Annotated in this window: 22 protein-coding genes; 4 read left to right on the top strand and 18 right to left on the bottom strand. The window is 33.7% G+C overall.

Annotated features, from left to right (window positions below; all coding sequences use genetic code 11):
• Positions 1–2 precede the first annotated feature (2 nt).
• Positions 3–1,310 (top strand): phage portal protein family protein, encoded by a 1,308-nt coding sequence (locus QWY99_RS22095; protein WP_290259650.1) that lies wholly within the window; start codon positions 3–5, stop codon positions 1,308–1,310.
• A gap of 116 nt (positions 1,311–1,426) precedes the next feature.
• Complete coding sequence (locus QWY99_RS22090; protein ID WP_290262747.1) at positions 1,427–2,782, top strand: putative phage head morphogenesis protein; 1,356 nt, start codon at positions 1,427–1,429, stop codon at positions 2,780–2,782.
• Here the strand turns inward: QWY99_RS22090 and QWY99_RS22085 are convergent.
• Positions 2,775–3,053, bottom strand: coding sequence for a hypothetical protein (locus QWY99_RS22085; protein ID WP_290262749.1), 279 nt, complete (start codon positions 3,051–3,053; stop codon positions 2,775–2,777). The genes QWY99_RS22090 and QWY99_RS22085 overlap by 8 nt on opposite strands.
• Before the next feature lie 61 nt (positions 3,054–3,114).
• On the opposite strand from QWY99_RS22085, the gene QWY99_RS22080 reads away from it, so the two are divergent.
• Entirely contained in the window at positions 3,115–3,675 is a 561-nt protein-coding gene (locus QWY99_RS22080; protein WP_290262751.1) for a hypothetical protein, read from the top strand.
• Between the two features lie 2 nt (positions 3,676–3,677).
• A complete protein-coding gene (locus QWY99_RS22075) occupies positions 3,678–4,208 on the top strand; it encodes a hypothetical protein (protein ID WP_290262754.1) in 531 nt (176 codons plus the stop codon).
• On the opposite strand, the gene QWY99_RS22070 is transcribed toward QWY99_RS22075, so the two are convergent.
• From QWY99_RS22070 to QWY99_RS21990, 17 genes are all read right to left on the bottom strand, one after another.
• A complete protein-coding gene (locus QWY99_RS22070; protein ID WP_290262756.1) occupies positions 4,194–4,406 on the bottom strand; it encodes a hypothetical protein in 213 nt (70 codons plus the stop codon). The two genes, QWY99_RS22075 and QWY99_RS22070, sit on opposite strands and share 15 nt — an antisense overlap.
• Positions 4,407–4,499: 93 nt before the next feature.
• The gene (locus QWY99_RS22065) at positions 4,500–5,081 is read right to left on the bottom strand and encodes a hypothetical protein (RefSeq protein WP_290268208.1); all 582 of its coding nucleotides are present in this window, start codon (positions 5,079–5,081) and stop codon (positions 4,500–4,502) included.
• A gap of 301 nt (positions 5,082–5,382) precedes the next feature.
• Entirely contained in the window at positions 5,383–5,679 is a 297-nt protein-coding gene (locus QWY99_RS22060; RefSeq protein WP_290262761.1) for a DUF8468 domain-containing protein, read from the bottom strand.
• Positions 5,666–6,628, bottom strand: a complete 963-nt coding sequence (locus QWY99_RS22055) for an RNA-directed DNA polymerase (protein ID WP_290268206.1) — start codon at positions 6,626–6,628, stop codon at positions 5,666–5,668. The genes QWY99_RS22060 and QWY99_RS22055 overlap by 14 nt, the downstream gene beginning before the upstream one ends.
• A 213-nt stretch (positions 6,629–6,841) precedes the next feature.
• Complete coding sequence (locus QWY99_RS22050) at positions 6,842–7,216, bottom strand: hypothetical protein (protein WP_290268204.1); 375 nt, start codon at positions 7,214–7,216, stop codon at positions 6,842–6,844.
• Positions 7,217–7,225: 9 nt separating this feature from the next.
• Entirely contained in the window at positions 7,226–7,702 is a 477-nt protein-coding gene (locus QWY99_RS22045) for a hypothetical protein (RefSeq protein ID WP_290268202.1), read from the bottom strand.
• 19 nt (positions 7,703–7,721) lie between these two features.
• Entirely contained in the window at positions 7,722–8,159 is a 438-nt protein-coding gene (locus QWY99_RS22040) for an LvrA C-terminal domain-related protein (RefSeq protein WP_290262770.1), read from the bottom strand.
• 6 nt (positions 8,160–8,165) lie between these two features.
• Complete coding sequence (locus QWY99_RS22035) at positions 8,166–8,306, bottom strand: hypothetical protein (RefSeq protein WP_290262772.1); 141 nt, start codon at positions 8,304–8,306, stop codon at positions 8,166–8,168.
• Entirely contained in the window at positions 8,306–8,638 is a 333-nt protein-coding gene (locus QWY99_RS22030) for a hypothetical protein (protein ID WP_290268200.1), read from the bottom strand. Before QWY99_RS22030 ends, QWY99_RS22035 begins: the two co-directional genes overlap by 1 nt.
• A 146-nt stretch (positions 8,639–8,784) precedes the next feature.
• Positions 8,785–9,156, bottom strand: a complete 372-nt coding sequence (locus QWY99_RS22025) for a hypothetical protein (RefSeq protein WP_290268198.1) — start codon at positions 9,154–9,156, stop codon at positions 8,785–8,787.
• Entirely contained in the window at positions 9,146–9,442 is a 297-nt protein-coding gene (locus QWY99_RS22020) for a hypothetical protein (protein ID WP_290268196.1), read from the bottom strand. The genes QWY99_RS22025 and QWY99_RS22020 overlap by 11 nt, the downstream gene beginning before the upstream one ends.
• A 286-nt stretch (positions 9,443–9,728) precedes the next feature.
• Positions 9,729–10,418, bottom strand: a complete 690-nt coding sequence (locus QWY99_RS22015; protein ID WP_290262786.1) for a DUF3164 family protein — start codon at positions 10,416–10,418, stop codon at positions 9,729–9,731.
• On the bottom strand, positions 10,415–10,642 hold the full coding sequence (locus QWY99_RS22010; protein WP_290268193.1) for a hypothetical protein: 228 nt from the start codon (positions 10,640–10,642) through the stop codon (positions 10,415–10,417). Before QWY99_RS22010 ends, QWY99_RS22015 begins: the two co-directional genes overlap by 4 nt.
• Entirely contained in the window at positions 10,632–10,937 is a 306-nt protein-coding gene (locus tag QWY99_RS22005) for a hypothetical protein (RefSeq protein WP_290268191.1), read from the bottom strand. The genes QWY99_RS22010 and QWY99_RS22005 overlap by 11 nt, the downstream gene beginning before the upstream one ends.
• 11 nt (positions 10,938–10,948) lie before the next feature.
• Complete coding sequence (locus QWY99_RS22000) at positions 10,949–11,299, bottom strand: hypothetical protein (RefSeq protein ID WP_290268189.1); 351 nt, start codon at positions 11,297–11,299, stop codon at positions 10,949–10,951.
• 2 nt (positions 11,300–11,301) lie between these two features.
• Positions 11,302–11,946, bottom strand: coding sequence for a P-loop NTPase family protein (locus QWY99_RS21995; protein ID WP_290268187.1), 645 nt, complete (start codon positions 11,944–11,946; stop codon positions 11,302–11,304).
• Positions 11,947–11,948: 2 nt separating this feature from the next.
• Entirely contained in the window at positions 11,949–12,794 is an 846-nt protein-coding gene (locus QWY99_RS21990) for an AAA family ATPase (protein ID WP_290268186.1), read from the bottom strand.
• Between the last annotated feature and the right edge of the window lie 6 nt (positions 12,795–12,800).

Raw genomic sequence — 12,800 nt, 5'->3', positions numbered from 1 at the left:
CCATGGAAAATAAAGAAAAAGAGGCTTATATCATTCACGACTTAACACTCGTGTCTCCTGACCGTAGCAGTAAAGACATCGGAAAACTAAAAGAAAGCGTCGTTACTGCTGAAAGTGTTTATTATCCTAATCGTGTCATGCTATATGACTTGTATCACGACATCCTTTCAATGGATGGTTTTTTGCGTGGTATTATTCAAAAAAGGATAGATGCTGTACTTAATAAAAAATTAAAATTCATTAAAAAAGACGGCAAACAGGATGATGACTTAACTGCCTTAATTAAGAGTGAAAAAGGACGTGAATTGACTACTTTAATAATGGAATCTAAAATTTGGGGAATTTCAGGTGTTGAGTTTATTATAGGTGAAGAACTGACCTTTAAAGAAGTTGAAAGAAAGCACATTAAACCCGAGAAAGGATTAATTACCAAATCGCAATACGGACTTTCAGAACAAGACGGTTATGCTTACGAAGACATGCCTTTTGTTTGGGTTGTAGGTAAACCAAAAGATTTAGGATTGCTTTTAGCGTGTTCTATTTATGGAATATATAAACGTGGAACCTTTGGAGATTATGCACAATACGTTGAGATTTTCGGGCAACCTGTTCGAATCATGAAGTATGATGCGTATGATACAAAAACCAAACAAGAGCTTAAAACTCTACTAACCGATAGCGGTTCATCGCTTGCGATGATGATACCAAAACAAGCCGAATTTGAAATGCTTGACGGCAAAACCTCAAATGGTGACGGTAAGCTTCAACTTGGTTTAAAAGATGCATGTAACGAAGAAATGGCAATCGCCATTTTGGGAAATACAGAAACAACTTCATCCAGTAAGTCGAGCGGTTATGCACAATCAAAAGAGCACGGAGAACAACAGGACGAATTGACTATTTCAGATTTGATTTTTGTTGAAAATCTATTAAACAGCAAAAAGTTTAAACAGATTTTAAAATCATATGGCTATAACGTCGATGGTCAATTTGAGTTTGAACTTGATCTTGATTTGACCAAGTTAAAAATGCGAATGGAAATTGATGTGGTTGTGAGTTCAAAAGTTCCTGTAGGTGATGATTATTGGTATGAAACATATAAAATTCCAAAGCCTGATAACTACGATGAGTTAAAAGCAAAAATGGAACTGGCAAACCAGGAACCGGCACCGGAACCAAACGATAATAATTCTAAAAAACCATCGCGTCAACAACCCCCAAAATCGCAACTAACCGAAACCAGAAAGCAAAACCTAATGGATTTACTTTTTAAAGGTTTAGCGGATTTTTTCGACCAAGCCCGACATTAGTCGGGCAATTAAATAATTTATATAGTTTAGATTGTACCTGTTGTATTGATCTTGAACTGGATGATTTAGCAGCCGACAATTGGGATGACATCTACGCAAAAATTGCAAGGCAGTTAATGAATGGTGAAGACCTAAATACTGATGCTGTTTACAACAGAACAGCAACGCAATTAATAAAGGCTGTCAATAGTGGATTAGGACCTTCATTTGACGATAATGAAAGCCGTAAAGTTTTAAAAGATGCATTCACACTAAATGTGGAACAATTCAGTTACGCTAAAACGTTAACTCAATTTCACTTATTTAAAGATGCCGTTTTCAATCTTAAAGGGCAACAGCGAAGCTTTGAATCTATAAAAAAAATAGTTGCTGATACTGGCGAAGTATTCAATAAAAATTATCTATCAGCAGAAGTGAAATACGTCACTCAAAGCTCTATAATGGCTCGTAAGTGGCATACGATGGATGCGGAATACTTGCAGTTTTCAACTGTTGGTGATAGTGCTGTACGTCCAGAACATAGGATTTTTGACAAGTTTACAGCTCTCAAAACAGATAAAATTTGGCTTCGTTTATACACTCCATTGGCGTGGGGTTGTCGATGTACAATTATACCAGGTATCGCAAGAAATCTAAGTAAAGAATTTGATAGTGATTGGGCTAATGTAATGGTCAATCCTTTGATAAAAGACACCATTTTCGATAACAATGCTGCATTGAGTAATGTGATATTTAATGATAGGCACCCATACTTTAAAGTAAAGGATCAGGATAAAATAAAAGCACCTGAAGAACCGAAAAAAGAAAGTTCAATAAACCTGCATGATTATATAAAGGGTAATTTACCAACTGATAAAGAAATCAAAACGATATTAACTAAATATGCTGAATTTTCACCGGAAGATTTCAGACGCGGGTTAGATGAAGTGAAGTTTTTAAAGTCTACTTCATACATGATGCAACATTCTATGTATCACAATACGTCAACTGGTGACTGGGCTAGCGGTTCAATAATTACATTAAGTAAGCATGAGTTTAGCAGTATTAAGTTTAATCCGCTTGAAGAATTTAGAAACGGTTTAGCGGCCATTAAAAGCGGTAAGAAAATGACCTTTAACCAGGAATATTCTTTTGAAAGTTTATGGCATGAAATTTTGCACGCAAAAACCAAATCAGCACCTAAGTCATTGAGCGCAGTTGGTACTAAAAATATGGAAACTATAAATCAGTTTTGTGCAAGGCATACTTACCCAGACTTTATGAAAAAGTTTGGAGGTAAAGCAATCCACCAAAAAGAAATTCTGGAAAACGGTTACGGCTATAAAAGTTGGATTACTGAATTTAGAGGTACGCTTAAAATGCTAAATATTGATGAAAAGCAAGCGGTAAAAGATTTAATGCCATTTTTAATGCAGGATTATAGCACAATTGGAAGTAAGGTGAGCGCTTATTTAAGAGAAAATACTAAATAGCAATATTTAAACAATCGTAGCCCAAACCACCAGATTGTAATTCTTTTGGAAGTTTTGCCCAAAACTCATCTGCTTTTTTTTGATCTTTTCTAAATTCGAAAAGGACCGCTAAATCATAATAAGCGTTTTCTTGCGAAACAAGGTTTAAATAAAGCTCTGGAGTTAGCTCTTTATCAGTATCTATACCAAATTTTTGACACAAAGAAAAAGCATCAAAACGAATATCGCTGAGCTCCTGATCTGTTGGATTATAGTTAAAAATGGTTATCATAAAAACAAAATTACTAAATGTTATTTGAATAACAATGCTTTATGCTTAAAACTACAAGATTATGACACCAGAAGAATTTTCAAGAGCACTTGAAATTAAAGCAAATGAACTAAAAAACTATGCAAATAGTCGTTTTCCATCAGTAGCTGGAAACATCGCTTTACGCTTTATAAATGGTAATTTCAGAGCAGGAGGCTTTCAGGGTCAAAGCTTTGACCGTTGGAAAAAAAGTAATAAAAAGAAAGGTTCAACTTTAGTTGATAGTGGAGCTTTGCGAGCTGACAATCATTACACCACGCAACCTGGACAAGTGACTTTGAAGAATAACAGACCTTATGCCAGGTTACACAATGAAGGATTTAAAGGTACTGTAACGGTAAAAGCACACACTAGAAACAAGTACAGCAAAAAGAAAGTTGGTACTGGAAAATTGACTAAAAAAGGAAAAGAGCGCATGCAAACAGTGACGTATAAATCTGGTGAAAGTACCATAAAGGCGCACAGTCGAAAAATGAATATACCTAAACGTCAATTTATGCCAACCAACGAAGGAAATAGTGTAGTATTAAATAAAGCTATTGAGAGACAAGTCGCAAGAGATATTAAACAAATAATGCAATAATTATGGTAGTATCAGCAATAACCAATCTTTTAAATGATGTAGAATCACCTTTTGGAAAACTCTTTTTAGAACTGCAAGAACGTATAAAAACAGAAGTTCCAGACATAGTTTACATTGAACAGGACTTAGGGCAATTAGGAATGGATGATCCTAGAAAAAATATGGCGTTTCCAGCTGTTTTAATTGACTTTCCCAACACTGCTTTTTCCAATCTACAAGGTAATAATCAACTTGCATTACCAGTTATTTCTATCACTTTAGTATTTGAAAATTACTGTCAAACATGGCAAGATGCACCACTTGATAGTAGAAAAACGGGGCTGAAATATTTAGAGATTGAACAACAACTATTTATGGTAGTTCAATGTTGGGAAAGTGATTTTTGCCAATCTCTTAATAGAACCGCAGCTACTGGTCACAATAGAAACGATGTAGGTTTAAGAGTCAGGGAACTAACTTTTACTTGTGAATTTGAAGATTATAGCTGTGATGATAATTCGCAAAAAGTTCAGTTAGGTTTACGTACCGAATAATGACAATTGTGTTTTTGGTTGTTTAGGAATTGGCATTCCTTTAATATTCATCCATTGACGGTATGATATAAAAATGTTATGCTGAGGAAAAATAGTTTTTATAATCTTAGTATCAGGCACATCTGAATATTTGACGCTTTTATAGACCTCAATAATAAATTGAGCTCGTTTGTTGTAGTTCTTTTTATTATACGCCATGAAGCAAAATTAAGAAGCCTTTTTTTAATGTGCAACACAACTTTTAGGCATAAAAAAACCCGCTAATTAGCGGGTTTAAATTCAAATTAAATCCTATTTAAATTCATTTAGTCGATCAGTATAATTTTTAATATACCATTTTCCACTATCCTTACTTGTTGCGAAATTGTACCAATACTGATTGTTTTTAAAGTCTCTTTGAGAATCAATACCCTTATTAGAAACTTCTGAGGCTATCGCATTTGGATTTACATATTTAACCCAAAAATTAAACAAGTCTAGAAACTTTCCTCTTGTAAAAGTGAAATGATACTTCTTTGTTCCCTTAATTTCAAGGTCTTTATTTTCCCCCTCATTAATAACGTTATAATGAACACTTAAACAGGAGTCGCATTCAAATTCACGGCTATAACTCTTTTCTATTGCATCTTTAATAGCTTCTTTATTTTTTGGCATCATTGAAGCTGGTAAATAAATGATAGAGTAAACGTCTCCTCTTTTTGAATACCTAGAATCTAGTCGTTCATATTTGACACGAAAACTATTTGCTATTGCGTCTGCAAATTCCGTTGCTGCATCCAAATCACAATTATCCATTTTATGTAAGAGCTCAGTGTTTTGTGCTCTCATACAAAAGCAAATTAGCAATGATGCAAGTACTAGTAGTTTTTTCATAATCGTTTTTTTTCAAGTTTAAAATATGGAATCATTTCAATGTGTTTCCAGCCATTGTTTTAGTTTTTCGCTTTCCAAATGTATATATAAAAGATGATAAGATATACATATAAGTGAGAAAAATAATATAATACAAAAAATAAGAAAAATCATGTCTAACTTTTTTTGTTTTGATTCCAGTGCTGAAATGACACGAGTTTCTTCCGCTCGATGTCTATAGATTATTTCGGCATATTTGTCCATAATTCAAATGTATTAAGGTTAGTTAAATATTTTTAACGGATTTCCGTAGTTGTCTTTTTTAAGTAAATTCTAAATGTTCTGATTCTTTTATTATTGTTGTTTTGAATGGGAATTTGTCTTCAGGTACTTGTTTAATCATTTGCATTAAAATGTTTGATCCTGTGAATAAAACGTGTTTGATGCCTGATTTTTCGAGTTGAAGTATCAAGAGCTTTGTTCCTTGTTTTACTTTCGAATCCTCAATTTTATAGGCTAGTACTGATATTTCGGCATTTAATAATCTATCTATTTTTATTTTATCGCCTGTAAAAGTGGATAATTCGGCTTTTATTTTAAAATCTTTAAAATTGTTCATTGGGAAGTATTTTTTTTAATAAGTGTTTGGAATTGCAATGTTTCGCCCATCCATTATAAGCGGCTATAGTAGCCTTGTTTTTTGTTTTGGAAACTGCCTTAGCAAATCGTTTTTTAATTGATTTCCGAAGCAGTGTGTGCGTGTGGTAGAACTTGTAGCCTACAAAATCAATTCCACGAGCTTCAACAGGGAACACTTGATAATTGTCTTTTACCTGAAGTCTTAAATTGGCGTTTAAATACTGTTTAATCAGTGATAAAATTTCGTGTAAATGAGGTTTGTTATTCGAAAGGATTACAATGTCATCGGCATATCTGAAATAATATTTAATCCCTCTGTTTTCCTTGATCCAATGATCAAAATAGGTAAGATAAAAGTTAGCCAGGTATTGACTTAGATAATTGCCTATTGGTAAACCATCAGCGCTATCAATAATTTCGTCCAGTAGCCAAAGTAGGTCATTGTCCTTGAATTTCTTCCTAAGTAACGCTTTTAGTATATCATGATCTATATTAGGATAAAACTTGACAATATCCAACTTCAAACAGTATTTTGTATTATCCTGGTCTTTTAAGGCTATTTTGATATTGTTGGTAGCTGCATGAATTCCTTTTTTCTTTATACACGCATAGCTATCTTCTGTAAAAACTTTAACAAATATTGATTCTAAAACATTCATTACAGCATGATGGGTAATTCGGTCAGGGAAGTAAGGAAGACGAAAAACAATTCTTTCTTTAGGCTCAAAAACGGTGAAGGTTGTGTATTGTGAGGTTTTATACTCTTTATTTAAAAGCATCTCATGAAGTTTGATAATATAGCTTTCGGGGTCTTTATCAAAAATCTTGACACCATATTGATTGGATTTACCTTTTCTTGCTTTAGTTTCGGCAATCCTTAAATTATCAACAGATGCAATCTGACTGTATAAATTATTGATTCGTTTCATTGCTTTGCTTAGATTGGCTCGCTTTCAATTACTTTACTAACGAACCTATTAATTTTGTGTTTTTTTGCCCTGTTGGCAAGGTCTGTGGTGTTTAATATTTTAAGCTCAGGTGCGAGCTGACATTCGAATTCGTGTTCCAATTATCGTAGTCGTTGTACGAAAAACTGCCACCTGAAGGAGAACTACAGCAACGACACCACACAACCTCATTTATTATGCTTTTACGAAATAGCTTTTGTACAATTCTTCAAACTGTTTTCCGGCATACTTTGCCATATCTCTGGTTTGAAAGCAAAGGCGCGAGCCGACATCCGAATGCGTGCCCCAACAATCGTAGACGTCGAACGAAAAACCGCCACCCGAAGGAGAACCCATCTTGAACCATGGATAGTATTTATACTGATCCCAATCATTCCAGTCTGGTACCCAGTCGCCGTTTATGGCTTTAGCTATGATTACTAATTTGGTGTGATCAATCATTGCCTGTCTATCTGATTCTGGAAATAATGCAAAATCAGGAATGATAATTGCTGGGTCAAGGTTCAAAACCTTACAAGCATCTTCGAATGTTTTAATGTCTGTGTACATAATATGGTTTTAAGCGGTTAAAAAATCTTTGTAAATACTCTCAAATAATTGTCCAGCATGTTTGGCTAAATCAGCTGATTTAAAGCAAAGGCGCGAGCCGACACCCGAACACGTGCTCCAACCATCGTAGTCGTCGTACGAAAAACCGCCACCCGAAGGAGAACTCATCTTAAACCATGGATAGTATTTATTTTGACTGCTATCTGACCAGTCTGGTACCCAACCTTCGTTAAATGCTTTTACTATTTCTTTGATCATCTTATAAGCAACTTCGTCTGGTGACAGTCCCTCGCATGATTCTCTGAACTTTTTTTCTGAAACCCCATTTTCCCGAAGCGCATCATTAAGGCTCGTGATGCGTTCTTTTATTTCTGGTTGAAAGGTTTTCATTCCGAAAATGTTTTCTAAGAATACTTTTCTACCACCTTTTGCTTTGTTGTAAGCAGTTATTACTTTGCCTTTATCGGCTGTTAATGTTTCATTCATTTTATTGATTGTTTAATAATTAATATTCGTCGTTGTATCTTTTTTGATTTAACCAAGTCACTAAATGCGCTTTTGCTTGTCCTGTTTTTGCCAAATCGGCTTCGTATTTTGGAATCACATTAAAAACTTTTATCTTGGTGGGCAAGTCTAGTTTTTCGTAGGCTTTTTTGGCTAAATCGCCTTTCCTTTTTAGTCCATACTTATTATAAAGAGCTTCGAAACTATAATCTTCCAGTTTGAGTTCGATAGTTACAATGTGTTTGTACTGACTCCATTCTTCTATCATTGCTACTGTTTCAGGAAATGTTCTTTTTTTGAACAAATTAAAAATGCCGATTCCTTTTGGATCATTAAAAAAAGAATGGAGATTTCCATCTGATTTCCGATACTGAAAAACCCATTTTTCTTTAGTTTCTTTGAAAGTAACCTCATAGGTTACATATTTATTTTCTTCCATTTAAATCTATTTTAAAAGGTATTTAACTGGTTTAACGTGTTGAAAATTCTTTGCTATTTTGCGAGCTTCTTCTACGAGTCGTGCTTCGGTATCAAAAATTGACTCTTTTTTCGCATCTGGTTTTCTTCTTTTTTTGTTGATATACATTAGGCTAATTTTTGATTCAATAGGTTAATTGCTTTTTGGATTTCTAGTCTGATGTAGGAGTCATGAATCCCTTTTATTTGTTGAAGGAGTAAGAGCTCCAGCATATCAGCCTCGTGAAACTTTAATGATACTGTTATTTTCTTTTTGGCATTAAATTGGTTTCTTTTAGCCTTGATATGAACCGCTTTCCCATCTAATTTAGTAGCTAAGTCAAGAGCGATTGAAAGTATTGACTTTTCTCTCCTGGTTAATGCTTTGCTGTTATATACTGCCTCAATTGTGGCCGCTACAATCAATGCGGTTTCGGGGTTAAGTTTTAAGTCTATTTTCATTTTAGCATTCTATTTTTGGTGGTTCTAGGGCTTCTCTACAATTGGAACAAACTAGTTGTGTTGTTTCGCAAGTAACACAAGTACTTATTATTTTGATTTCGGCTATGTCATGTGAACATACTTCAGTGATGCTGTAGGTTTCCATTTTACTTGCATTTTTTGTTGTAATGATGCACTACAATAGCTTTAAGAGCAGTAATTGTTTTCTCAAGCTCTTGTTTATTCATATTCATTAGTGGTTTTCTAACTGGCGATTTTTCACTTTTTAAAAAATCACTTAGTTTGTTTAAATCGGCAATTACTCCCCATTTTTCATTTGGCAAGCTCCACTCTTTACTAATACATATAGAGCGTATTAATTTGTGAACTTTGGCATATTTATGTTCTGGTTCGAACAATCCCCAATTATCTTTACCATTCCGATTTCCATTTACAATGTCGGTGAGCTGTTTTTTTGGATTATTATAATTGTCAATGGCAGAACCAGTGCCTGTGTAAACTTGTGCTTTAGTTGCCATAACCTTTCAATATTTGAAAAACCAAAGAATGAAAACCACTTATCATAAATCCTTTACTATAATGCATATCAACAATTGATATTTTTAGGCCCTGACATCGACGATGAATTTCATTAAGTTCTAATGATTTATTTATTATTTCACTTTTTAAATCTTCAAGCTTGTTAACCTCAATAATTGTAGCAGATAAAGATTTTAAGTAATTTTCAAATTCATCTTGCAACTTGTTTTTTGTAGCGTTGCTGTGCCCTACATACACGAAATAATGCGTTACCTTTTTTTCCATTTTATTTATTTTAAAATTTTGCTCCCGAGGCAGGATTCGAACCTGCAAGAACCATCAGGCTCGGGAAACCGAATTAACTAACCAATAATCTATTTATGCTTATAAGTTGCTTTACTGTGTTTTTTAAGGGCTTCAATATTGGAATGATTTCGACGATCATTTTCATATTGTTTTAATGTTACATGAATTTTGAATCTTAACCAGGAGATGTAAGTGGCTATCTCCTTTTTGTTTGTACCAATCAGCACTATGACTAATATTAGTATTGTTGTAGTGTACTCATTCATTACACTGTGAATCTAAATTCTAACTTTCGAGTTCTATTATCTCCAATATCTATATGTTTCCATCCAGAAACATATGTGCTACCTTTGGTCTTATTTTGAGCATCGACGATAATATCCATGCCTTCATCAAATTCAGGGGAATTGAAATCACTTCTCATTTGATTGAGTTGAATTATTCTTCCCGGGTTAAGCATTCCTGTTTTTAAATTTGGTTTAAGAAAAAACTTGACCGCTTTTGCAAGTTTCGCTGCGTTTTCATCATCGTCTCCTCCTGATAATGCTGTGATATAATTCATTATTTTTTGAACACCTGCAGTTTCAGTTCCATCAAATGAAATCCCTGGATTGTAGCCTATAGTTATACTACAAGATCCATCAGGATGTGTCACAGTATGACTATCTTGATCTAATCTATCAAGTCCGTATATACTTGCTTTTAGGTCTAAATAATGTGTTAGTCCTTTGAAAATTCCTGCCACGGTTTTCTCCATGTCAATTTGTTTAAAGGCTAAAGAATCTATATTGTTTTCTAAAAACTCAATGCCAATTTCTTTTAGAGTTGCAACATTGGCTTTATGAGCTTCCTTTTCTGCTTTTTCTTCTTGAGCAAGTTGTTTTTTTAAAACCTTTTTATCTGCTATTGATAAATTTGTAATATCAATTGGTGTTGTTGGTGTTTCTGTCATCATGTTTGTATTTCGGGATTAATTACTTCTATTGTGTTTGGACTTATTATTGAATATTGAATGTTGTATCTAAATTTATCCCTAAGTTCTTTTAGAAATTCACATTCTAAATTGTAATCGTGCGGGATAATTACTGTTCGTTTCTTGGCGTAATACTCAAATCGCTTTTTAATTTTTTGATGCAATTTGTAACGTCTGTTTTGCTCAGGAGTACGTTTAAGTTTCATCTGTTATCAAAAATCTACTTTGATCAAAGCCACCCCAATTGGTAGCTTCTATTTTCTTAATCACTAATTGTATCTTAGCCTCAATTGTTTTAGAGACTTTACTTTGTCTAACTTCTGAAGCAAAAACCTCTTTATTTAAAAATGCAAGTTGACTAAGAAGCGCTCCTCTTTCTTGGTTGATGCATATTCGTTCAGGAAGTGAAAAACTTTCAATTTTACCTTCCTTTTGCTGATCTGAGCAATAGATTAGTACATTGTATAAAATGTTTAATCTGGCATATATTTGGAGACTCATATTGGTTAGTTTTAATTGGTTGAAAAGACTTTTACACCTTGAGGTGTTTTGCTTCGTTTAATTTGAGATAGTAAAGACATAGGTCTATAATTGAATAAATACATCAAACAATCATGATAACACTTTTCTAAATCTCTAGCAGTTACACTTGTCTGTGTGTAACGATCTGTTAACTTGTGAAACTCAATTTCACATTTTGTCAATTCCATTCTAAACCATGAATTAATAGAACTGTTGGCTAAAACTTGTTGATATTCAAGAGTTGTTATGCTAACGCTTTCACACCAGTTATTGTAAAAATTCCAAATCATACTTTCGTATTGATCCTGTGTGATGTTTAATTTTTTTATTACTGTTTTCATGGTTATCCTTGTTCTAATAGTTTTAAATGCTTTTCGTTATATCCTTGTTGCCAAATTATTCTTGGTTCGTACGCTTCAAATCTGTTTTTTTCTACTACAGCTTGGTAATTTTTTACCTTAACAACTATATCCGCATCAAAATAAATGTCATTGGCGATTTGTCCTTTTGGTTTTTCTCCATCTGCCCCACTGATCCAAATAAATGTTGTATCCTGAAACTTGCTTACAAATTCGAAATAATGTTCCGATCTCATCTTTCTGAAAAAGTATTGAACTGAATCTATCACAACAATTTTCGATTGACGTTGACGGCTTAACCGTGCTGTCAACTGTGTTACATTTTCTTTATGGTAATTGAATCCAGGAACACCTTTCATATTGTTTCGTTTAAGAGCCATTTGAAATCCTTTTTTCATTCCTTCTTCCAATGTATTGTAATGTGCTTTTTGAGAATTCATGCATATTTGCTTCACGACTTGTAACACATAAGATGTTTTTCCTTGTCCGGAATCACCATAAACAAGCCAATGACTATTTCCTAATTGTGGTTCTCCCAGATGTTCTTTCCATTGTTCATCTATTTTTATGGTTTTAAATTTGATTCTTTCAATATCTTCATAGCTGTAGGCTCTGGGTACTTTTATCATTATTAAGCCGCATTTTTATGATTAAGAAAATAACTCTCTACATCTTGCTTGACACGTCTTAAATCACCTTCACAATTGCAAAATATTGTTTCAATTCTATCAATATCAGTTAATCCATTTTCTACACATATAGCTGTTACATCTGATAGTGTGAGCGGTTTTAATTTCAAGAACTTTCTGCCTATTCTGGACCACAACTCAAAGTAACCTGAACGATCTGCTTTTACACCTCGCTTTATTCTTTTTTCAAGTGCAGGAACTCCCGAGAGTAAAAAACCGCAATGACCAACTAAGTCATTGTAGAAGTCTATAAAGAAATCCATAGAACCATCCTTTAACTTATCCATTTGATCAATTATAACTAGTGGTTTATCTAAACCGCTTAAATGATCTATAAAGCGTTCTACTAAATCTTCGGTTGTGCCAAAATCATCCAGCCCACAGGCTGTAACTAGTGCTTTTGCGTAGCTTTTTGATTTCCAAAAAGTTTTACATTCGATATAAATTACATTAGGCAAAGTGCTGGCTATTAACTTATATGTTTGACTTTTTCCAGCTCCTGCGTCGAAAGATATCCCGAAGCTGATTGATTTTTCTTTTGCTTTTTCAGCATGGCGATATATGTATTGTAAATTGGTAGTTTGAGCCGTTTTCCAATCTAACTCAATGCGAAGCTTCACTTTTACTTTGCGCCACATCTCATCTTTAATTAAAGCCCAATTCTCATTTATCATTTGGCTAATAGTTGCCGATGATACACCTGCTTTAGTAGCTACTTTGTTTTGAGAGGTTAAAGTGCATAAATGTTTTATTTCTTTTACTATTTGTTTTTTTTGTTCTATTGTCATTATTAG

It is taken from the genome of Flavobacterium branchiarum (genome assembly GCF_030409845.1).
Taxonomy (GTDB): Bacteria; Bacteroidota; Bacteroidia; order Flavobacteriales; family Flavobacteriaceae; genus Flavobacterium; species Flavobacterium branchiarum.
This window is presented reverse-complemented; position numbering and strand designations above follow the sequence as displayed.